The following is a 20989-nucleotide window of genomic DNA, read 5'->3' on the forward strand; positions in this document are numbered from 1 at the left end:
ATATTAATTAAAAATGTTGCCACATGCATATCTTGAGGCATGGGCATGCAAGATCCGAAAGGGTCTTTATATGTTTAAAGTCTGGACATAATGGGAAGGCTTTATCTTGTGGCGTTTAGAATGTCTATCTAATTAATTACTAAAAAGGTTTCGTAGGGGCCGAAATCTTTTTTTAAGTTTTTTTTGCTGTTGCGGAACTTGAAGAAAATTTATGATTCTTGATGTCTTAGATATCTTCTGCACTGACGCACAAACAGATTTCTGTTCCTGAAGATTTAATACTCCAAGTATGACCACATTATTTTGCACGACTTTTATTGTAATTTGGGATGAGGGATATTCTGGATCAAATATACCTTTTAGCTTGATTTCAAGTTCTGAGGAAGCCTCTTCGATGGGTGTTTTTTGAGGTAAAAAATAACTTATTCCATACAATCCATTGATCTCCTTGGCGCAATTCAGCAGAGCGTCCCGTTCGGCATCGCTCTCGACTTCTCCAACAAGAAAACCGTGCCCCGAGTATACATAACTTGCAACATTTGTGAGGCTTGAAGGACAATTAAGGATAAGAGCCTTATGCAATTGCAACTGAAGACGGCTGTCTTGAGCCTGTGTTATGTACGGACGTTCATCTTTAACCGCTTTAAATATTTTTCCATAAGGTACAAATCCGGCGTTAGCTTCATATGTAATGAAACAAAGGATTGCCAGTATCAAGGCGATTAGAAGAAATTTGGTTCGAGTGATCATGGCCAAGTTATAATTTGACTTGCTCCAAAAAGAAACCCCGCTATTTTGATAAAGTAGCGGGGTTTGAATTGCCTTCTAAAAATCTTAATCTTAGTCCAGCTTTTTACGTGCAGTTCCTTCTTTATAGAAAGGAAGTTCACTCTTCTTGGCTTCAAGGTCCTTGCGTGCACCCTTGATGGTGAAATCTTCAGCTTCGGCAGCATCTTTAGCAACATATGCCAGAGCGATGGAATAGCCGAGGGTGGGGGAGAAGGAACCGCTGGTAACTTTACCCACTTCCTTGCCGTCGAGCATAACAATATCGTCATGACGGGCAGCGCGGCGACCTTCGATGGTCAGCGGAATGAGGATTTCTTTCACATCAGTATAAGCATCAGCGGGAAGCAGGAAGCCGTAACCGCCCTCGCGGGGATTGTGTTCGGTATCAAGGTCCTGGCCATAGAGGGGGTAGCCGCACTCAAGGCGAAGAGTGTCGCGCGCACCCAGTCCGATGGGTTCTACACGTTCATCTGCAACCAGTTTTTCCCAAAGGGAGAGTGCTTTTTCGGAAGGCAGGTAGAATTCGTAGCCGAGTTCACCTGTGTAGCCGGTACGGCTGATAATCAGTTTATAACCGTCAAATTCGGTTTCTTCAAAGTTGAAGTATTTAAGATGCTTGAAATCACGACCAAAAACAGATTCCAGAACGTCGAGAGCCAAAGGACCCTGCAAGTCAATTTTTGCTGTTTCGTAAGAAACGTTTTCGAAGTTCAGTCCTTCAGGAAGTCTAGTGTCGATCCAGTTAAAATCGCCGTCTTCGCAAGATCCATTCACTACCAGCATGTAGGAATCTTCAGCAAGGCAGTAGATGATAAGATCATCAAGAACCCCTCCCTTTTCGTTAGGCAGAAAACCGTAGCGGCATTTACCCGGTGCAAGGGTATCCAGATTCTGGGTAACCAGTTTATTCAAGGCGTCTTTAGCGCCTTTACCGCTAAGCATGAATTCACCCATATGGCTGATGTCAAAAACACCTACTTTTTCACGGGTCTGCTTGTGTTCGACGATAATACCTTGATACTGTACAGGCATTTCGAAGCCGGCAAATGGAACAAGTTTTGCGCCGTTTTCACGGTGCCACTCAGTCAGGGGGGTAGTGCGCAGTGCTGTCAATTTTTTACTCCGTATAAATTGAAAGCACCCGGAGATACCAAGGTGCTTTCAAAATTAAATTTAAACCAATCCGCTTACGGAAGTTCCTTCTTCGTACAGGGAACGGCTTTTGCGGATCGACCTGAATTCATCAAGAACTACAACCATCCGGCCATAATATTTTTTTACGTTAAGACCATAGTTTGTAAGTTCTTCTTCCGGGCAGGAAATATATTTGCGTCGCAGGTAAGAATCATTCAGAACCCGGTCGCCGATCTTTAAAGCTGTTTGCACCAGCTTGTCAAAGTAGTTGACAATCTCGAATTTAAGTTCATTTAAAATATCAGTCATTACCTGTAGCATTTCTAGGTAACCTACTGTTTTGCCTCTGTATTTTCTGCTTTTAAGGTCCTCAAGGACTTTGAGCTTACGGGCTTGTTGAATGTAGCTGTATTTGGACCAGACCTCCTGATAAAGGTCGGTCAAGTCATTAAATGGCTCGTAGTTATCCGGGGCCAGCAGGTAGCTATCGAGTACTTTAACTACACCGGAATAAAATTCTTCGGAATATCCGATAATCCGGCGTTGGTGTTTGGAAAGCCATGCGAACAAAAATTTGAGTCTTTTTTCGTGTGTCTCGGTGTCTTCAATCAGTTCATTGCGCTTGTACATGATACTGCCTGTGTATTCGCCACGGACAATATCGTTGAGCAGGATTGTCATGCTTGAAGCATCCTTGATCACATTGAAGCGGGATGTGCATTCTCCGGTGATGGGATGGATAACTTCCTGACGATATACGGATAGAGCGCGGTCTTCACGCACGTTTTCAGGGTTGAATTTGTGCTGGCGGTATTTGACCTTGAGAATGACCACACGTTTTTTCTCATCAACAAAAAAACCACCTTTTTTAAGCTCGGCAATGGTTTCTTTGCTGTCTTTGCTGACCTGAACAAGAGCTATTTTTTCCACCCGGGGGTAGTGGCGTGCTTTTATGTGTGAAAAGAGGGAGGTAATGGTCCTGTCGGACTGACCAAGAACACGAACCATAAATTTTTCACCCATGCGGTGCAGTCTGCGGGCAAAAAGAGCAGATGAGGTACGGCGTTCCGAAACAATGGGGAAGCCGTGTAACTCCATGAGAAAAGTGTAAACAAAAAGGCGGTTGTATTCGTAAAGCAGGTTGTCGCCGGGCTTAAATTTGCCAATTCTGATTCCAAATCTTTTCAGCTCATTGTCCAGGTCGGATGGGAATGATCCGAACACTCCGGAAAGATAAAATTTGCCGGTGTTGTCCTGCGCCATAACATGTGCGCGTTCAATTTCCAAAAGATAAGGTATGATCTGGTCGTAATTTTCAATGGCCGAGATATCTGTGTTCCCGTACTCACTGATAAAATCTTTGTGAGAACGTTTGGGCAGTCTGCTTTCAAAGGTTTCGATATTTGCCTTAACGATGGATTCAAAAAGCGGGCAGGCGTCTTTGGTGGCAGTATCGTCCAATAGGCGCGGACTATGCAGAATGTCGAACTGGAATATCTCTTGAAAAAAATTCAAAGGACGTTCCAGAGCCACCATGCTGAATCCGGGGAGTTTCTTGTATTCGTAGAGGTCTACTTCGAAAGAGGGGAGCAGTTCACGGGCATCTACCAGCGGATAGTTGTTGCGCTGTTCAAAATAAGGCCTGAGCAGGCAGTTTTTGATATGGACATGATCCAGGTGCAGACGCAAGCCTTCAAGGGATCTCAAATCATAAATATTAGCTGATGAAACGGCTTCCGCATCACAGGCTTCCCCTGTATATTTGGAAAAAGCTTCCTGCCACATATTCATACCCTACAAGTGCTCAAAATTTTAAACGACTCAGCCTACTTCTTTTTTTAAGAGAATCACTCTATATTTAATAAGGTATGATTAGCTTGAACCGCAACTAATTACAACTCAATTTATCTAGAAAAATTATAGAAATTAGTTTTTTTTCAAAAAAGATGCATTTTTCTTTCACAATAGGCTCTTTTTAGTTGAAAAAAGGCGTTCTTTAGGAAGAAAACATATGATTGAGACCGGAAAAAGAGCGGGGTTTAATCTCTCTATCAGTTGACCGGAATAGCTCTTTCAAATAAGAATAGTACGGATTTGAAATTATCATAAGTTCAAAGTTTTTATTGAAGAGCAAAATTAAGGGAAAATATATATGAGTTTAGATGGTTGTGCCAAAATTGAGAGTAACAAAGCGGACTGTCCCTGCACCTACAGCGGTTGCCCCAGAGCTGGTGCATGTTGTGAATGCATAAAATATCACCGCGCCAAAGATCAGCTTCCGGCCTGCTACTTTACACCCGAGCAGGAAAAAACTTATAACCGGAGTATAGAATATTTTATTGAGTGTAGGACCAAATAGAGCATGCCTAGAAACGAAATTTTGATCAATATACTCAGCATTGTCTGCAATGTGTTCGAAGCGCATAGTGTTGTCCTGTACTTACCGGATGGGCAGCATGGATATGCTCTTTCGACATATTTCAGTCTTGGTGATGACATTTCTCCTAAGGGTAGTCCTCTTCCCAAGAAGAGTCTTGCCGGAATTGTGGTCGGAAAAAACGAACCTTTGTTCATTAATAACATGGACCGTAAAGGCGCCACTACATTAGGATACTATGAAAACCGTGAAGACGCCAAGGTCAAGGCGTTCATGGGAACTCCGCTGGACCAGTCACTTGGTGCAATATGCCTTGATAGTAAACGAACTTATTCGTTCAGCACCAAGGACCTGAAGATCCTTTCCCAGTTCGGCAAGATGATTACTTCCATGCTTTCCTGCATACGCTCAGTTGATGCTGACGGCAGGAAAAATGAATATTTTATGACTCTCAAGCTGCTGCATGATTTGCGTAAACGGCAACCCAAATGGAATTCCTTTCTCGATAACCTCCTGAATATGACCGCTTCAACAAGTGGTTTTTCACATTCTTTCCTGACGGTAATTGATCCGCGCGGGACTTCTTTTTATGTGGAAGGGGAAAATAAACCGGTATTGCAGAAGGGTAATTCCAAAACCACATCCTATCCTTTAGGGAGCGGGCTTGTCGGTTGGGTTTATAAAAATAACGAGCCGATGTTTATTGAAGAAAATAATGCAGGACAGGCTGCATCCAGTCTCCTAGGGGCCAGTGCCTCGACGGTTGATTTTATGAGTGTTATCTGCCTGCCTCTGGTTTTTCAGCGCAAGACACGGGGAGTTCTTGTGCTCGCTAATGAAGATCCAAGACGAATTGATGAAGACTTGAAGGATTTTCTGTTTATGGTATCTGAATATCTGAATCAATTCCTTGAAAATCTCTTTCTGAAGAGCAAGCTTGCGGAAGCGAGGACAGCTTTGCAGAAAGTTACCCCGGCCAAAATCGATCCGGTTTTGATCAACGACAACTAACTGCTTCATGCACGAGGCCTGATATATGTTGTGGGCGAAGTTAATGAGTTTTTTCGGCAAGGATCTTGCCATGGATCTGGGTACGGCAAATACGCTCCTCTACACCCCTAAGGATGGAATTATCCTTAATGAGCCTTCTGTCGTAGCCCTTGATGCCCGAGATGAATCTGTGATTGCTGTGGGCAAGGAAGCCAAGGAATACCTTGGTCGTACCCCGGATAAAATTAAAGCCATACGCCCTATGAAAGACGGTGTTATTGCTGACTTTGAAGTGACCAAAAAAATGATTGCTTTTTTTATCAAAAAAGCAATCAAAGGGCGGAATCTTGTAAAGCCCAAGATTATTATTTGCGTACCTACCGGGATTACCCAGGTGGAAAAGAGGGCTGTTATTGAATCCGGTCAGCAGGCCGGAGCGCGTGAAGTTCGCCTCATTGAAGAACCTATGGCTGCAGCCATCGGTGCCGGACTGAACATTCATGAACCGGAAGGGAACATGGTTGTCGACATCGGCGGAGGTACTACCGAAGTTGCGGTGATCACCCTCTCTTCTGTTGCTCACAGCCAGTCCGTGCGCGTAGCCGGGGATGAGATGAACCTTGCCATCATGCGCTATATGCAGGATGAATTTAAGTTGCTGGTCGGTGAGAATACTGCGGAAAAAGCTAAAATTCAGATCGGTTCCGCATTAGAATTGCCCGAACCGCTGACTATGACTGTTTCCGGACGAAACTTAATCGACGGCAAACCCAAGTCCATTGAAATCAATGATTCACAGATCAGGGAAGCCATAGCCGATCCTGTAGCTGCCATTGTCCATTCTGTGCGAGTCGCACTTGAGCGTACCCAGCCTGAACTTGTGGCCGATATTGCTGATAATGGCCTGCTTCTGGCCGGCGGTGGAGCCTTGCTTAAAGGATTGGACAAACTTATCCACCGTGAAAGTTCCCTTAAAGTTATTATTGATAATGACCCGTTGACTACTGTTGTGCGTGGTACGGGACTTAGTCTTCAGAAAGACAAAGGTTTTGAAAAGGTTTATATTAATTAAATGCAGCAATTACTTGAAAAAGCTACTGCGGCTGTCCTTGAAGCTGGTGAAATAATCAGGGAAGCATACAACAAGCCTAAGAAAATCAAACATAAAGGCCGTATTGATCTTGTTACTGAAACGGATCTGGCTGTGGAAAAATTTCTTAAAGCTAAACTTGCAGAGTGTTTGCCCGGATCATCATTTCTGGCGGAAGAGACTTCCGGCGATGCCGAGCTTGTGGACCTTACCTGGATAATTGATCCTTTGGATGGGACTACTAACTTTGCACACGGACTGCCTATGGTCGCTACATCAGTTGCTCTTTGGGATAAAGGGCAAGTGGTGCTGGGCATTGTCAATCTGCCGATAATGAATGAAGTTTTTACGGCCCTGCGAGGTGGCGGGGCTTTCAAAAACGGTGATTCCATTCATGTTTCCGATTGTGATTCCCTCGAAGAATCGTTGATTGCTACCGGTTTTCCATATGCCATTGAAGATCATGTTGATTTTATAACAGAAGCCTTGAGCAAGGTTCTTGTTACCACACAGGGAGTCCGACGTCCCGGAGCTGCAGCCTTGGACCTCGCTTATCTTTCTTGCGGTCGCTATGATGGATATTACGAAAATTCCTTGAAGCCGTGGGATATGGCAGCGGGATGGCTGCTGGTCGAAGAAGCCGGTGGACGGGTGACAGAATACGGAGACGATGAATTTGATTTATATTCGCCTGCAATCCTAGCCACCAACTCATCAATTCATGAGAAATTGAAGAACCTGATTACTTCGTAATAAGGGCCTACTTGAATTTAAAAAGCAGTTTTCGATCATGCAGAAAAACCATATCCGGAACCAGCAATTCTCGGTATTCGCTGACTAGCCAGTTGAGTTCACTTTCAGAGTAAAAATACCCTGAAGCGGCTTCTTCTTTGTTTAAATCCATCATGTGGCCAGATTTTTCAAGGACGTAAAGGCTTATGAATTCATATCCGGTTTCAGATGATGCCTTAATCTCACTTATTAGTTTAAGGTTGGAGCTACGGATGCCCAATTCCTGTTCCAACTTGCGTTGTGCAGCTTCCTCTTTGGATTCGCCCGCGAGTACATGCCCGCTTGCAGAAACATCCCAGCGACCAGCGTAAAGCTTTTTCTGGGGGCTTCTTTTTTGAAGAAAAAGTTTTCCTTCAATGTCATAGACAAGTATAATCACCGCACGGTGGCGCAGTGACTGACGATGGACTTCATTTACGTCCATACTTGTTAAGGGGCGGTTGTTTTGATCGACAACTTCGATCTGAACGAACTTTTTTTTCACTTTTAAACAAATTCTTTTCGTTTTTGAACACTGGCCTTCTTTCAATTCAGTGAAATTGCGTGTAAGAGATTCACATTGGCTTTGCTTGTGAACTTATTTTTTTCACTCCTGTAAAAGTAGATAACCTATTTATGAAAAGCGCGGAAGTCACCTCTAGTAAGCAAATAATTTTCGAACTCGGCTTGGAGCACCTGACCCAGCTCAGGGCGCTCGAGTTACTTTGCTTTGAATACCATTGGACTGAAGAACAGTTCCGACTGGGGTTGGAGAAAAAAGCTTTCTTCGTTCTGGGTTATGAAGAGCAGGGCATGCTGGTAGGCTATCTTGCATACTCTACAGTACTGGATGAAATGGAAGTTCTCAATTTAGGGGTACATCCCCAGTTCAGGAGAAAGGGAATTGGCAGGGCACTTATGGTCAAGCTCATACATAAGTGCCGGGAGATGAATGTGAGTAGAGGGCTTCTGGATGTTAAGGAATCCAATATCCCCGCCATCGGACTTTACGAAAGTCTGGGATTTAAACAGGTGGGGGTCAGGAAAAACTACTATCCGGATACAAGGGAAGACGCCCTTCTTTATGACTTGGATTTTCAGTCAGTAACCAAAACAGATTTAACCACGGAGTGATCATGCGCTTCATTGACCAACTTGACATTGCAGGCAAGAAACTGCTGATGAGAGTTGATTTCAACGTCCCTCTGGACGGGGAAACCATCACTGACGACAACCGCATCAAGGCCGCTGTCCCTACATTTAAATATGCTCTTGAAAAAGGTGCTTCGGTTATCGTCATGGCCCATCTGGGCAAACCTAAAGGCAAAAGGGTAGATTCCTTGAGCCTTGCTCCCGCTGCTAAACGCCTTGGCGAATACCTCGGCATGGAAGTTCCCCTTGCGCCTGATTGCATCGGAGCAGAGGTTGAGAAAATGGCTGCCGAGCTGAAGCCCGGACAGGTTATGATGCTCGAAAACCTGCGTTTCCATGCTGAAGAGCAGGCCAAGACTCCTGAAGAGCGCGGTGATTTCGGTAAACAGCTCGCCGCTCTTGCTGATATTTATGTAAATGACGCTTTCGGCGTTGCTCACCGTGCCAACGCATCCGTTGTTGATGTTCCTTACGCTGCAAAAGACTGCTGCGCAGGTTTTCTGCTTAAGCTGGAATGGGAATATCTGGGTGAAGCACTTAAAAACGCCCGTAAACCTTACATTGCTGTTTCCGGCGGTGCGAAAGTTTCTTCCAAGCTTGGCATCCTTAACAACCTGATCGGTAAAGTTGATGATTTCATCATCGGCGGCGCCATGGCCAACACTTTCCTGCTCGCACAGGGTAAGTCTGTTGGTAAATCGCTTGTTGAAGAAAGCCTCGTTGATACCGCCAAGGAAATCATGGATAAGGCTGCTTCCTCCGGAACAACCCTGCATCTGCCCACCGACTTTGTGTGGGGCACTGACATTGAAACAGCGCAGGGTATATGCGACGGTGATTCCGTTCCTGAAGACGGCATGCTGCTGGACATCGGTCCTGAGTCCGCTAAACAATTCTGTGAAGTTATCGAAAGATCAAAGACCATCGTCTGGAACGGCCCAATGGGACTGTTCGAGAAAGAGCCTTTCGCAAAAGGGTCCCTGCAGGTCTGCGAAGCTATGGCCAACCTTGATGACGCTACTACTATTGTAGGTGGCGGCGACACCGACGCTGTTGTGCATCAGGCCAAACTTGAAGATAAGTTCACTTTTATTTCCACAGGTGGCGGCTCCTTCCTGGAGTTTCTTGAAGGTAAAGAACTACCCGCATTCAAAGCACTTAAGGAGAACAGCTAATGAAAAAATTAATGGCAGCAAACTGGAAAATGTACAAGACCCGCGCTGAAGCAAAAGCAACCGCAGAAGGGCTTCTCAATAAAATCGAAGGCAAACTTCCCGCTGACCGTGAAGTTGTCATCGCTGCTCCTTATACCGCTCTGGAAGCTGTGGGTTCTGTTCTGGAAGGTAATGCAGATTGTCATCTTTCCGCAGAAAACCTTTACCCCAAAGCAGAAGGTGCTTTCACCGGTGAAATTTCCCCCGCAATGCTGAAGGATGTAGGCTGCGTGTACGCACTGGCCGGCCACTCCGAACGCCGCGCTATTATGGGCGAAACAGATGAACTGGTAGGCGAAAAAGTAGCCTTTGGTCTGGAGAACGGACTTTCCATGATTCTTTGCATCGGCGAAACCATCGATCAAAGAAAAGCAGGGGAAGTGCAGAAGGTTATTGACGAACAGCTCGAAGCTGGTTTAAAGAATGTAGCTTCCGACTTCGCTGCTGAAACCGTTGTTGTCGCTTATGAGCCTGTATGGGCTATCGGTACCGGAGAAGTAGCCGGCGAAGATGAAATCGTTGAAGCTCATGGTTTTGTTAGAGAAAAGTTGAAAAAACTTTTTCCTGAAAAAGCCAACGAAATCCGCATCTTGTACGGCGGAAGCGTAAAACCTGCCAATTGTACACAGATCATTGCACTTGACAATGTGGACGGAGTACTGGTAGGAGGCGCGAGCTTGGACGCGGAAAGTTTCAGCCAGATCGCACTGGCTTAAATATCTGCCTTATTCCAGGTTAAAAAATAAAGGAAAAAAAGCTTTGCAAACGCTCGTAATTACTGTACACATTATCGCCTGCGTCTTTCTGATTCTCTTCGTTCTTTTACAGAGCGGCAAAGAAGACATGGGCGTGATTTTCGGCGGAGGAAGTGGTTCTGTTTTCGGTAGCACCGGAGCAGGTGGAGTTCTCGTAAAGATCACTGCATTTCTGGCAGCAGTCTTTCTGGTAACTTCTCTTTCCTATAACTACCTCTCCGGCAACAGGATTGCTGATGAGTCTGTCATGCTTGAAGGTGACACCATCATCACACCCAAAGTAGAAAAGCCTGCTGTCACTTTCGAAGAGCCCGCAAAGGCTCCTGCTGCTGAAGCTCCCGCAAAAGCTGAAGAAGCGAAAGAGACCAAATAGTAAGTTTTTAAAAACTTCTTGTAAGTTCTTTAAAATATACAGCTCGTATTTCAGAGCCGAGGTGGTGGAATTGGTAGACACGCTGTCTTGAGGGGGCAGTGGAAGAGATTCCGTGGGGGTTCGAATCCCCCCCTCGGCACCATCTGAAAAGCTGGTGCTTCTAAAAGAAAATCCTAAAATTACGAGCATTTATTTGCAAATAAGTCTTGCAAATAAATTCAGAGAACGTTAGCTAACTCCTCAACGAGACGTTCTTTGAACACCTCATGCCGAGGTGGTGGAATTGGTAGACACGCTGTCTTGAGGGGGCAGTGGAAGAGATTCCGTGGGGGTTCGAATCCCCCCCTCGGCACCATGCAATTGAGAAGGGCCGGAACATATGTTCCGGCCCTTTTTGCGTTTTCGGGTGGTCACGCATCTTCGGATTTTCTTTGAGCGACATTTCCTAGACAAATGAAAACTTAAATATTTTAAGTGATTATTTAAAAAAACATCTTGCCAAGGGTAGCAGATTTACGTAAACACTTCTTCACCGAGACGTTCTTACACAGAACACCTCAGCCGAGGTGGTGGAATTGGTAGACACGCTGTCTTGAGGGGGCAGTGGAAGAGATTCCGTGGGGGTTCGAATCCCCCCCTCGGCACCATGCAACTAAGAAAGGGTTGAAGCGAAAGCTTCAACCCTTTTTTTGCGTGTTGTGGTGTACACGCATCCTTGAGAATGATTTTTGGACTGTTATTTTGCAATAAATTAAAGCCCTAATATTTTAGGTGATTATTTGAAAAAACATCTTGCCAAGGGTAGCAGATTTACGTAAACACTTCTTCACCGAGACGTTCTTACACAGAACACATCAGCCGAGGTGGTGGAATTGGTAGACACGCTGTCTTGAGGGGGCAGTGGAAGAGATTCCGTGGGGGTTCGAATCCCCCCCTCGGCACCATGCAACTAAGAAAGGGTTGAAGCGAAAGCTTCAACCCTTTTTTGCGTTTAAGAGGGAAGGCATGCTTATTTCAGATGCTAATAATAATGATTATGATAAGTTGATCACAGTCTGGGAAACTCTATACGCGCGGCTCACTCTTTCGTGTCAGAAGTTTATATAGAATTTTTATGACCGCTAATCTTCGAACAATATTTCGATGCAGCACTATTAAATGATGCCGGCAGGACTATAGAATTCAGCGGTATTGCTGACGGCAATTTTGAAATTCGGATGTAAAGCGACTGACGAATGACTATAATCCTGTGTCAAAAGTATAACCTCTAGATTGGGTGTATTCTAGACTTTTAGTGGTTTTTGCATGCGCTAGTCAAAGAAGTGTCGAAATGAGCTTAGAGCCGCTTTATAGGCGAAAGTTATGTTTCCGTGAATGAATAGGTGTAATGAATTTTTCATTTGGCCAGCTATTTAAAAATTGAACAGGTAATCAAAACATTGTGAATTGATTTTATTGATAAAAATTAAAACTCAACTTTTTTTAAATTATTTAAAAAAACATCTTGCCAAGGGTAGCAGATTTACGTAAACACTTCTTCACCGAGACGTTCTTACACAGAACACCTCAGCCGAGGTGGTGGAATTGGTAGACACGCTGTCTTGAGGGGGCAGTGGAAGAGATTCCGTGGGGGTTCGAATCCCCCCCTCGGCACCATGCAACATAGAAAGGGTTGAAGCGAAAGCTTCAACCCTTTTTTGCGTTTATTACCTACTTGTTACTATCTTCAAGATATTAAGCTTTGTGTTGGATTTCAAAATCAAACTGGTATAGTATTCTCAGAATAGTACTAAAACTGTGAGGAATTTATGTCAGCTAAATTTTTGTGCATTCATGGCCACTTCTATCAGCCACCCCGGGAAGATCCCTGGCTGGATATGATTTTCCCTGAAGGAAGTGCAGCTCCATTTCGCCACTGGAATGAACGCATCTGTCGCGAAAGTTATGCTCCGCTGGCATGGGCCAGACGCATGGGTAGTGATGGCATATTTGATATACTCAACTGTTACGAATGGATGAGTTTCAACGTTGGCCCGACTTTATTCCGCTGGATTGAACGATCTGAGCCAACACTTTATGCCAAGATACTAGAAGGTGATGCTCTAAGCCTCAAACGCTGGGGACATGGTAACGCCATTGCTCAGATTTACCACCACGCGATCATGCCGCTCGCTTCCAAACTTGACCGTGATGTGGAAGTCGCATGGGCTGTTGCTGACTTTGAATCACGCTTTGAGCGCAAGCCGGAGGGGATGTGGCTTTCTGAAACTGCCTGCAATACTGACACCCTCGAAACACTTGCAGATCACGGAATTACATTCACATTACTGGCTCCGCGTCAGGCTGCGGCTATCGCTGGGATAGACTCAGATGACTGGCAGGAAGTAAATGAATTCTCCATCAATATTAAAGAGCCGTATCTTGTCGAATTGCCCTCTGGAAAGACAATTTCCATTTTCTTTTATGATGGGGGAGTCTCGCAAGCTGTCGCTTATGAAGGGCTGCTGAAGAACGGTGATAATTTCTGGAACAAAATTGCCGGAGCTTCAGCTGAGGGGTTACTCTCCATTGGAACGGACGGTGAAACCTATGGTCATCATGTTGAGTTCGGAGAAATGGCTCTTGCACATGTTCTTTCTCAGGGTATTGAGAAACGTGACGGTATTTCCCTGCTGAATTATGGGGCCTACCTTGAACAGAATCCTCCCAAATACAAAGTTAGAATTCATGAAGATTCCTCATGGAGCTGCATTCATGGTATTGAACGCTGGCGCAGTGACTGCGGTTGTTGCACTGGAGGACATCCCAATTGGAATCAGCAATGGAGAAAGCCTTTGCGTGAGGGTCTTGATGCCATCAAAACCCTGATGGACGCCCATTATTTCAATCATGGTGAGAAAATATTTAAAGACGCACAGGCTGCTTTGATTGAATATGGTGGCCTTTTATGCGGTTCTGTAACTGAAGAAGTTTTTTTCAACCATCACTTTAAGGTTTCAAAAGGTAGTCCTGATGCTGATTTTGGATGGAAGTTGCTTTCCATGCAGAAGTGGGGGCTTTCCGCTTTCGCCAGTTGTGGATGGTTTTTTGATGATCTGGCGCGGCTTGAGCCAATTAACAACATGGGCTTTGCCTTACGAGCTATCGAATTATCCAAAGAAACAGGCTTGATTGGCTTGGAAGAAAAGTTTCTGTCGATTTTAGGCGAAGCATATTCCAATGAGGAACGATATGGCTCTGGAGCCGATATCTGGAATAACAAAATTAAACCCCAGAGTGAAACTCCTTGCAGCCTGATAAGTCAGGCATTAGGACGTTTATATGTTGAAACAGTTCTGCCACATCCCGGAGAAGAGGGAAGGATCAGCTGGCCCGGAGTTTCCGTATTAATCAAGACTAATGACAGTTCGATCGTTACAGCTAGAGGAGAAGCTGAGATTAAATGGAACCTTGAATCGGAAATAAAGAAATACAGCTGGAAATGGGGTAGAGGAGAGCGCGTGCTCAGTGGAAATATGGAAGTAAGCCTTACCGGTGGGCAAGTGGAAAAATATTCTTTACTGGAGATTTCATGGAAGAAAAAGCAATCAATTTCTATTTCCTGGATTCAAAGAGTAGCTAAAAGTGCTTGGCAGACACAAATTATGAATACTGGATGCGGGCCGATTCTTTTTGGTGGTTTTGAAGATTACCAGACCCGCCACACTCTTGAGCCGCACTGGAAAAAGTTATGGACCGGGCTTGTCTGGAGCTATCTTTTTTCCGGTGACGAGGTCACAGATGAGTTCGTTGAATTTGCAGTGGCTGTGGGCAAAGAACATCCCGATCTGGATTATTTTATTGAACAGTTGAATCAGCAGATCTGCTCCATGCTGCAGTTTGAGATTGCGTTTTGGGGGAACCTCAGAGGCATTATTGAGAGGGCACAGCGAATTCATTTGCCACTTGATTTGTGGAAAATGCAAAACTGTTACTGGGATAAAGTCCTCATTGGCGAAAGAGACCCAGAACTGGCTGCAATTCTTGGTTTTGATTTATAAAAACAGCTCTAAATTGAAAAGTCCCGCCAGCATTAGCCGACGGGACTTTTTTATTGACCTGTACGTAATTCTTTACAGAAACTGATCATAATCAGAACTCATATACGGAACCGGATCCCATGGGTAAAACATCACAGGAAATCCTTTGGTTAAGGAATTTAAGTCCATCATTTCCAGTGCAATGTCCGGCTGCAATTTTCTGCACATTGAACTCTTCGATTACCTTGGCGGTGTTCTCAAACTCAGACTCATCAGTACGAAATAGATGCAGTCCGCCAACGAGAGCATGAATTGAATCCAAGCCCGTCAGCTCTCGTAGATGATAAAGAGAATTTGCCAGACCGCTATGACAGCAACCAAGTATCACAACAGGTCCGGAGTTGGTCATAAGCAGCAGGAAAGCATCATCTTTAACGGGATCAGGCTGCGTCATTTCAGGATCGAGAAACAGACCTTCGGTTGCTTCAAACAAACCTTCGCGACGTGGAATTTCAGTGATCATGAACAATCCGTCATCCAATTCAACTTCATCGCGGACGATAATGGTTCCTGGATATTCACAGGGGAAGGAAGCATCTCTGGATTCGCCATTATCGCGTCGGGAATATCTTTTATTGGCAAAATCCGGGTGAGCATAAACCGGACCCATGAAATCAGCTTCCATCAGTGAGTCCATGCCGCCGGTGTGATCCCAATGTCCATGACTAAGGGCAATTCCCTTGGCGTCCTCTACTTTAATCCCCATTTCGGTTGCGTTTTTCAGGAAAAGCGGACTAGCACCGCAATCCCAAAGCCAGCTTCCATTTCCGGGCAGCTCAAGAGCCATGGAAAGCCCCCATTCACAACCCAGTTTGTCATTCAGGGATTCGTTGTCGCAGAGTACGGAGATCTTACACGGTTCGGTATATTTTCCTGTTATCTCGATGGCCATTTTTGAGGATCATCCTTGAAGAGCTTGTAGTTGATGGAGTCCACAAGGGCCTGCCAGCTCGCTTCAATGATGTTGTGGCTGACGCCCATAGTGGTCCACTGGCTTTTGCCGTCAGTGGATTCAATAAGCAGCCGTACATTAGAACTTGTACCTGCTGCCTGACGCACAGCTCCAGACAGTACTCTTACCTTAAAGTCCTGTAAACGAACATCTTTCAGGGACGGATAAAAAGGCTCAAGAGCCTTGCGCAGCGCCTTGTCAAGCGCATTTACCGGACCGTCTCCTGATGCAGCCGTATGGTTTTCCTGACCATGGACTTTTACGATAACCGTTGCTTCGGAAAATGGCTCCGAATCATTTTTACGTTTGGCATCAACAACAAAGAAGTTGATAAATTCAAAGTAGCGTTTGGACCAGCCCATGGCTTTAAAGAAGAGCAGTTCAAAGGATGCTTCAGCTGCGGAATATTCAAAACCGATGGATTCACGTTCCTTGATGTCGGCCAGAATAGTCTGGACCGCAGGATCGTTTTTATCAAGGTCATAGCCGTACTGTTTGGCTTTGTAGAGCACATTGCTCTTACCGGAAAGGTCAGAAAGCAGCACGCGGCGGTCATTACCGACCAGCAGGGGGTCAATATGCTCGTAGCTGGTAGAGTCTTTGAGCACCGCGCTGACATGAACTCCGCCTTTGTGCGCAAATGCGGCCTGGCCAACAAATGGTTGGCGCAAGAAAGGACGAAGGTTGGCGATTTCCGTAATGTAAGTTGAAGCTTCTTTCAACTTGATGAGCTTGTTTTCGCCGATGGTCTCATAACCGAGTTTGAGTTCAAGGTTAGGTATGATGGAGCAAAGGTTGGCGTTACCGCAACGCTCGCCGTATCCGTTCATGGTTCCCTGAACTTGAATAGCACCGTTGTTAACGGCCACGAGAGAGTTGGCAACTGCCAACTCACAATCGTTATGGGCGTGAATTCCTATGTTGCAGCCGGGTATCTGTTCTTTAACAGCCCTGCAGGCCTCGGCAACGTCCTCTGGCATTGAACCGCCATTGGTGTCGCAGAGGATAAGGACATCCGCCCCGGCTTCATATGCTGCTCGAAGGCAGCTTATGGTAAATTCTGGGTTGGCCTTAAAACCGTCAAAGAAGTGCTCAGCATCAAAGAACAGCTCTTCCACATGAGGACGCAGGTAACCGATACTGTTGCTGATCAGCTCAATATTTCTTTCGAGGGTGACACCAAGGGCATTGGTGGCGTGGAAGTCCCAGGTTTTACCGAAAATGGACATTGCCTTAGCGCCTGAATCAATCAGGGCGTTCAGGTTAGGATCATCTTCAGGGGTAAGGCGGTTCATGTGGGTTGAACCGAAAGCGGAGATTTTACAGTTCTTGAGAGCGTAGTTCTGGATTTCCTGAAAGAATTCCCTGTCAGTGGCATTTGACCCGGGCCAGCCGCCCTCGACGTAATGTACGCCGAGGTCGTCCAGCTTGCGGGTGATACGCACTTTATCTTGTACGCTTAAGTTTATTTCTTCGGATTGTGTGCCATCACGCAGTGTAGTGTCGTATATTTTTATTTGTTTCATTGCTTAGAGCGAGTTTTCGTCGGCCCCCGATTTATCGAGCCCGAACGTGTTGTGGAGCGTTCTTATTGCCAATTCGGTGTATTTTTCTTCAATAAGGCAGGTAATTTTAATTTCGGATGTGCTGATCATCAGAATGTTGATGTTCTCATCACGCAGGGCCTGAAATGCTTTGGATGCAACACCGGAGTGGTTACGCATACCAACACCGATAACGGAAACCTTACACACATGCTGATCGTAAAGAATATCCTGAGCACCCATGGGATCTTTAATCTCATCAATAATTTCAAGGGTCTTTTTCAGGTCGCCTCTGGGAATGGTGAAAGTCATGTCAGTACGGCCATCACGGCTGGGGTTCTGGACAATCATATCAACCAGAATTCCTGCTTCTGCAAGAGGAGTGAACAGTGTCGCGGAGACACCCGGAACGTCATTAACCTTGGATAGAGTTACGCGGGCCTGGTCCTTGTCATATGCAATTCCGGAAACAAGTACTGATTCCATATTTTTATCCTCCTGAGTGACGTATGTTCCAATCTCATCGCTAAAAGTAGAGCGGACATGAACTTTAACATTATATTTTTTGGCAAATTCAACTGAACGAATCTGTAGTACTTTCGCGCCCATACTGGCCATTTCCAGCATCTCGTCATAGGAAACGTAATCAAGTTTACGGGCCAGTGAACAGATGTTGGGGTCAGTAGTAAAAACGCCCGGAACATCGGTAAAAATTTCACAGACATCAGCTTCGATAGCTGCAGCCATGGCTACTGCGGATGTATCGGAACCGCCGCGGCCTAGGGTGGTAATTCGTTTACCTTCGTCGCAGCCCTGAAAACCGGCCATGACCAGAATATCATTTTCCTGCAGCATTTCTTCGATTTTATCGCGGTCGATATCAAGAATGCGGGCGCGGGAATGATCTGAATCTGTTTTAATGGGAACCTGAAAACCCAGCAGAGAGCGGGCCTTGATTCCGCGATCTTTAAGAAGCATGGAAAAAAGAGCTACGGAAACCTGTTCCCCGGTGGATACCAGAGAGTCCATTTCAGCGAGATCCGGTTTTTCGGACCATTCATAGGCCAGATCAATCAACCGGTTTGTTTCACCGGCCATTGCAGAGAGGACTACGATAACTTTGTTGCCTTTTTCGTAAGGCACCATGACTTTTTCCAGTACTTGCTTCATGCATTCGAGGTTCCTGACCGAGGTTCCACCGAATTTCTGTACTACGATGTTCATCTGAACATTATCTCCTTACCACATGAGTTCAACGGATATTATTGGAATGACTTGAGAAATGAGGCAAGCTCTTCATAGAGGGAGGTCGCTGAACCATGCAGGGTCAATTCTATTATTCTGCCGGATGCGGCAGGGGTCCAAGTGAAGAGCAGTGCGCTTTCAGGCCAGAATTCAATATTCAGATACTGAATCCACTCTACAACTGTCAAAGTTTTTTTATCACTTAATAAATCAAAGAAATCATCATCAGGTGTCTGACCTTCAAGTCTGTAGAGGTCAAAATGCGCAACCTGAGGTTTTGTGGGGTAAATATTGAGAATATTGAAACTGGGGCTACTTACTTCTGCGTTTTGCGCACCGGGAAAAGATTCTACAAGTGCACGGACAAAAGTTGTTTTTCCTGCTCCGAGATCACCGTTCAGGAAGATCGGAACCAGTTTTTGGGTTTCCATAAAAAAAGAAGCCAGAGTGGAGCCGAGCTTCAAGGTCGCCTCCACATCCGGCAGATTGATGATCAATTTATCACTATTCATTACTTAGCTAAAACCTTTAATACGTCTTCTTTGCCGACAACTCCGACGAGTTTGCCGTCTTCGACCACCGGCAGGGTATAAAATTTTCTTTCAACCATGAGATCGGCGATCTTTTCTATGCCGGTGTCAGGGCCTATGGTTACAGGATCAGGGGTCATTGCGTGTTCCACCTTGGTGGCCGCAATTTTGTTCACCTCACGTTCCATATCTTCATTAGAAGAGAAGGAGATAAAACCATCCAGAATGGTGAACAGGGATGGCATGGAGATGGATTTCTGTTGCGCGACAAGATCGCTCTGGCAGAGAACTCCGATCAATTTGCCGGATCGGTCCACAACCGGAAGTCCGTTCAGGTGTTTTTCAAGCATAAGCTTGGCTGCAGTTGCAACGTCACTATCAGGTTCGAGTGTAAGAGCACCGGATGTCATGATGTCCTTGGCTTTCAGCATAATTCCTCCTTGAGAACTTGAGGGAGCATGTCCGCTATTTCTGTTGCTATGTTTCCTCGATACGGAAATTTTTCAGCCAGATACTGTCCTGCCAGTCCATGCCAGTATACCCCGATACAAGCACTTTGCATAGGGTGAATTCCTCTTGCCAGTAAAGCTCCGCACATTCCGGCCAGAATATCACCTGAACCGGCTGCAGCAAGGTTGGGGGCGGAAATAGGGGAAACCGCAATTTCGCCATGCGGGCAGCCGATGATTGTACCGGCACCCTTAAGTACAAGCAGTGTCTTGCAGGAAGTAGCGAAATCACGTGCTGTACCGATGCGATCGGATTCTACTTCGGGAATTGTTCTGCCGACCATGCGTGCCATTTCTCCGGGATGCGGAGTCATGATCGTATTTTCAGCCACCATTTTCAGCAGATGCGGACGCTCGGCAAAAGCAAACAGTGCATCCGCATCAAAGACTGCCGAAGGATGGCCGTTTCTGACCACCGCTTCTACCAGATCAAGCGCACCCTTATCACGTCCCAGACCCGGACCGATGACCAGCGCATCGTATTTTTTAAGCTCCGGAAGCAACTCTTCGATCATCTGATCATTCCAGTGATCGCCGGAACCAAGCCCCTTAGTCATCAATTCAGGCTTGCCGCCTTTTACCTCTGAAGCGAGTCCTTCCGGGCAGGCCATTGTCACAAGTCCTGCCCCGGCACGAAGCACTGAAATGCCTGCCAGATGCAAAGCACCAGTCAGTCCTTTAGATGCACCAACCAGCAGCACATGTCCCGAGCTGCCCTTATGCATGGCAGGAGATGGGCTGGGGATGAATTCCAGAGCTTCTTCAGAAATCAGCTTGTGGGTGGAAGGGTGCTTGTATTTGACTTCATTCGGAATGCCGATGTGAGCAACCACTAATACGCCTGTATATGCATCTGCCTGCGGCAAGGCAAGTCCGATTTTGGCTTCCTCGAAAGTTACGGTCATGTGCGCCCGCACAGCAATAGGCTGGGGATACCCGGTCAGCCCATTCAGTCCTGAAGGGATATCCACGGAAAAAACAAAGCTTTCAGCCGCATTTACCGCTTCAACGATTCCCTGGGCAAAAGGCTTAAGCTCGCCGGAAAAGCCTGTACCCAGCAAAGCATCAATGATTATATCCGCTTCCGGCAGCGCAACATTTTCAGAGGCCCGGAAAAACTTCATGTTCACACCCAACCGGGAAGCAACTTTCAGATGGTATCCGGCGTCACCTTTATACTTGCCTTTGGGAGCCGTGTGCAGGATCAAGACTTCCGCGCCCAGATCGGCAAGCATGCGTCCCATCACAAAGCCGTCGCCGCCGTTATTGCCTGATCCGGCGATGATCAAAATGTTTTTCCCGTATACATCGCCGTAACCCTTAAGCAAGGCAAATACGGCTTCGCGTCCGGCGTTCTCCATCAAAATCTCGCCCTTGATGCCGATATCATTGATAGTAACTTTGTCCCAATTGGACATCTCTCTCGGAGTAGGAAGCGGTAGAAACATATAAACTCCTTGGGATTTGATGCGCTCCGCGCTTTTT

General features: G+C 45.9%; 19 protein-coding genes and 5 tRNA genes. 14 read left to right on the top strand and 10 right to left on the bottom strand.

The window, feature by feature from the left end:
• Positions 1-132: 132 nt before the first annotated feature.
• From ACNI29_RS17205 to ACNI29_RS17215, 3 genes are all read right to left on the bottom strand, one after another.
• Positions 133-750, bottom strand: a complete 618-nt coding sequence (locus ACNI29_RS17205) for a BON domain-containing protein (RefSeq protein ID WP_419779596.1) — start codon at positions 748-750, stop codon at positions 133-135.
• A 90-nt stretch (positions 751-840) separates the two neighbouring features.
• Positions 841-1902, bottom strand: a complete 1062-nt coding sequence (gcvT, locus tag ACNI29_RS17210; protein WP_419779597.1) for a glycine cleavage system aminomethyltransferase GcvT — start codon at positions 1900-1902, stop codon at positions 841-843.
• 60 nt (positions 1903-1962) lie between these two features.
• Positions 1963-3708: a hypothetical protein gene (locus tag ACNI29_RS17215; protein WP_419779598.1), complete on the bottom strand. Its 1746-nt coding sequence runs from the start codon at positions 3706-3708 to the stop codon at positions 1963-1965.
• 367 nt (positions 3709-4075) lie between these two features.
• On the opposite strand from ACNI29_RS17215, the gene ACNI29_RS17220 reads away from it, so the two are divergent.
• Genes ACNI29_RS17220 through ACNI29_RS17235 form a run of 4 tightly spaced genes read left to right on the top strand, consistent with a single transcriptional unit; the run spans position 4076 to position 7133 of the window.
• On the top strand, positions 4076-4282 hold the full coding sequence (locus ACNI29_RS17220; protein ID WP_419779599.1) for a DUF6485 family protein: 207 nt from the start codon (positions 4076-4078) through the stop codon (positions 4280-4282).
• A gap of 3 nt (positions 4283-4285) precedes the next feature.
• Complete coding sequence (locus tag ACNI29_RS17225) at positions 4286-5311, top strand: GAF domain-containing protein (RefSeq protein WP_419779600.1); 1026 nt, start codon at positions 4286-4288, stop codon at positions 5309-5311.
• A gap of 25 nt (positions 5312-5336) precedes the next feature.
• Positions 5337-6362 (top strand): rod shape-determining protein, encoded by a 1026-nt coding sequence (locus tag ACNI29_RS17230; RefSeq protein WP_419779601.1) that lies wholly within the window; start codon positions 5337-5339, stop codon positions 6360-6362.
• Complete coding sequence (locus ACNI29_RS17235) at positions 6363-7133, top strand: inositol monophosphatase family protein (protein ID WP_419779602.1); 771 nt, start codon at positions 6363-6365, stop codon at positions 7131-7133.
• A gap of 7 nt (positions 7134-7140) precedes the next feature.
• On the opposite strand, the gene ACNI29_RS17240 is transcribed toward ACNI29_RS17235, so the two are convergent.
• Entirely contained in the window at positions 7141-7701 is a 561-nt protein-coding gene (locus ACNI29_RS17240; RefSeq protein ID WP_419779603.1) for an NUDIX hydrolase, read from the bottom strand.
• A gap of 86 nt (positions 7702-7787) precedes the next feature.
• On the opposite strand from ACNI29_RS17240, the gene rimI reads away from it, so the two are divergent.
• From rimI to ACNI29_RS17290, 10 genes are all read left to right on the top strand, one after another.
• On the top strand, positions 7788-8285 hold the full coding sequence (rimI, locus tag ACNI29_RS17245) for a ribosomal protein S18-alanine N-acetyltransferase (protein WP_419779604.1): 498 nt from the start codon (positions 7788-7790) through the stop codon (positions 8283-8285).
• Positions 8286-8287: 2 nt separating this feature from the next.
• Positions 8288-9478: a phosphoglycerate kinase gene (locus ACNI29_RS17250; protein ID WP_419779605.1), complete on the top strand. Its 1191-nt coding sequence runs from the start codon at positions 8288-8290 to the stop codon at positions 9476-9478.
• The gene (tpiA, locus tag ACNI29_RS17255; protein WP_419779606.1) at positions 9478-10233 is read left to right on the top strand and encodes a triose-phosphate isomerase; all 756 of its coding nucleotides are present in this window, start codon (positions 9478-9480) and stop codon (positions 10231-10233) included. Before ACNI29_RS17250 ends, tpiA begins: the two co-directional genes overlap by 1 nt.
• A gap of 43 nt (positions 10234-10276) precedes the next feature.
• Positions 10277-10645 carry a preprotein translocase subunit SecG gene (gene secG, locus ACNI29_RS17260; RefSeq protein WP_419779607.1) on the top strand — a complete coding sequence of 123 codons (369 nt, stop codon included), beginning with the start codon at positions 10277-10279 and terminating at the stop codon, positions 10643-10645.
• A gap of 55 nt (positions 10646-10700) precedes the next feature.
• Positions 10701-10787, top strand: a tRNA-Leu gene (locus ACNI29_RS17265).
• A gap of 126 nt (positions 10788-10913) precedes the next feature.
• Positions 10914-11000: transfer RNA gene (locus ACNI29_RS17270), tRNA-Leu, on the top strand.
• A 205-nt stretch (positions 11001-11205) separates the two neighbouring features.
• Positions 11206-11292, top strand: a tRNA-Leu gene (locus ACNI29_RS17275).
• A gap of 210 nt (positions 11293-11502) precedes the next feature.
• Positions 11503-11589, top strand: a tRNA-Leu gene (locus ACNI29_RS17280).
• A gap of 625 nt (positions 11590-12214) precedes the next feature.
• A tRNA-Leu gene (locus ACNI29_RS17285) sits at positions 12215-12301 on the top strand.
• Between the two features lie 314 nt (positions 12302-12615).
• Entirely contained in the window at positions 12616-14685 is a 2070-nt protein-coding gene (locus ACNI29_RS17290) for a DUF3536 domain-containing protein (protein ID WP_419779608.1), read from the top strand.
• A gap of 91 nt (positions 14686-14776) precedes the next feature.
• Here ACNI29_RS17290 and ACNI29_RS17295 read toward each other — a convergent pair whose 3' ends face one another.
• From ACNI29_RS17295 to ACNI29_RS17320, 6 genes are read right to left on the bottom strand one after another with little or no spacing between them, the layout of a single operon-like run.
• Positions 14777-15616: an MBL fold metallo-hydrolase gene (locus tag ACNI29_RS17295; protein ID WP_419779609.1), complete on the bottom strand. Its 840-nt coding sequence runs from the start codon at positions 15614-15616 to the stop codon at positions 14777-14779.
• Positions 15601-17202, bottom strand: a complete 1602-nt coding sequence (gene cimA / locus ACNI29_RS17300; RefSeq protein ID WP_419779610.1) for a citramalate synthase — start codon at positions 17200-17202, stop codon at positions 15601-15603. Before cimA ends, ACNI29_RS17295 begins: the two co-directional genes overlap by 16 nt.
• Positions 17203-17205: 3 nt before the next feature.
• Positions 17206-18444, bottom strand: coding sequence for an aspartate kinase (locus ACNI29_RS17305; protein WP_419779611.1), 1239 nt, complete (start codon positions 18442-18444; stop codon positions 17206-17208).
• Positions 18445-18482: 38 nt separating this feature from the next.
• Positions 18483-18977 carry a tRNA (adenosine(37)-N6)-threonylcarbamoyltransferase complex ATPase subunit type 1 TsaE gene (gene tsaE / locus ACNI29_RS17310; protein WP_419779612.1) on the bottom strand — a complete coding sequence of 165 codons (495 nt, stop codon included), beginning with the start codon at positions 18975-18977 and terminating at the stop codon, positions 18483-18485.
• The gene (locus tag ACNI29_RS17315) at positions 18977-19426 is read right to left on the bottom strand and encodes a CBS domain-containing protein (protein WP_419779613.1); all 450 of its coding nucleotides are present in this window, start codon (positions 19424-19426) and stop codon (positions 18977-18979) included. The genes tsaE and ACNI29_RS17315 overlap by 1 nt, the downstream gene beginning before the upstream one ends.
• Positions 19420-20952 (bottom strand): NAD(P)H-hydrate dehydratase, encoded by a 1533-nt coding sequence (locus ACNI29_RS17320; protein WP_419779614.1) that lies wholly within the window; start codon positions 20950-20952, stop codon positions 19420-19422. Before ACNI29_RS17320 ends, ACNI29_RS17315 begins: the two co-directional genes overlap by 7 nt.
• Positions 20953-20989 lie beyond the last annotated feature (37 nt).

It is taken from the genome of Maridesulfovibrio spiralis (SeqCode), from assembly GCF_048571135.1.
In the GTDB taxonomy this organism is placed as follows: domain Bacteria; phylum Desulfobacterota; class Desulfovibrionia; order Desulfovibrionales; family Desulfovibrionaceae; genus Maridesulfovibrio; species Maridesulfovibrio spiralis.

What these genes read in the sequence shown, in the direction of transcription:
- tsaE (WP_419779612.1), bottom strand. Translation starts at nt 18,977, where the DNA reads ATGAATAGTGATAAATTGATCATCAATCTGCCGGATGTGGAGGCGACC.
- ACNI29_RS17315 (WP_419779613.1), bottom strand. Translation starts at nt 19,426, where the DNA reads ATGCTGAAAGCCAAGGACATCATGACATCCGGTGCTCTTACACTCGAA.
- ACNI29_RS17320 (WP_419779614.1), bottom strand. Translation starts at nt 20,952, where the DNA reads ATGTTTCTACCGCTTCCTACTCCGAGAGAGATGTCCAATTGGGACAAA.
- cimA (WP_419779610.1), bottom strand. Translation starts at nt 17,202, where the DNA reads ATGAAACAAATAAAAATATACGACACTACACTGCGTGATGGCACACAA.
- ACNI29_RS17220 (WP_419779599.1), top strand. Translation starts at nt 4,076, where the DNA reads ATGAGTTTAGATGGTTGTGCCAAAATTGAGAGTAACAAAGCGGACTGT.
- ACNI29_RS17295 (WP_419779609.1), bottom strand. Translation starts at nt 15,616, where the DNA reads ATGGCCATCGAGATAACAGGAAAATATACCGAACCGTGTAAGATCTCC.
- ACNI29_RS17250 (WP_419779605.1), top strand. Translation starts at nt 8,288, where the DNA reads ATGCGCTTCATTGACCAACTTGACATTGCAGGCAAGAAACTGCTGATG.
- ACNI29_RS17290 (WP_419779608.1), top strand. Translation starts at nt 12,616, where the DNA reads ATGGGTAGTGATGGCATATTTGATATACTCAACTGTTACGAATGGATG.
- ACNI29_RS17305 (WP_419779611.1), bottom strand. Translation starts at nt 18,444, where the DNA reads ATGAACATCGTAGTACAGAAATTCGGTGGAACCTCGGTCAGGAACCTC.
- ACNI29_RS17215 (WP_419779598.1), bottom strand. Translation starts at nt 3,708, where the DNA reads ATGTGGCAGGAAGCTTTTTCCAAATATACAGGGGAAGCCTGTGATGCG.
- ACNI29_RS17235 (WP_419779602.1), top strand. Translation starts at nt 6,363, where the DNA reads ATGCAGCAATTACTTGAAAAAGCTACTGCGGCTGTCCTTGAAGCTGGT.
- tpiA (WP_419779606.1), top strand. Translation starts at nt 9,478, where the DNA reads ATGAAAAAATTAATGGCAGCAAACTGGAAAATGTACAAGACCCGCGCT.
- ACNI29_RS17205 (WP_419779596.1), bottom strand. Translation starts at nt 750, where the DNA reads ATGATCACTCGAACCAAATTTCTTCTAATCGCCTTGATACTGGCAATC.
- ACNI29_RS17225 (WP_419779600.1), top strand. Translation starts at nt 4,286, where the DNA reads ATGCCTAGAAACGAAATTTTGATCAATATACTCAGCATTGTCTGCAAT.
- rimI (WP_419779604.1), top strand. Translation starts at nt 7,788, where the DNA reads ATGAAAAGCGCGGAAGTCACCTCTAGTAAGCAAATAATTTTCGAACTC.
- ACNI29_RS17230 (WP_419779601.1), top strand. Translation starts at nt 5,337, where the DNA reads ATGTTGTGGGCGAAGTTAATGAGTTTTTTCGGCAAGGATCTTGCCATG.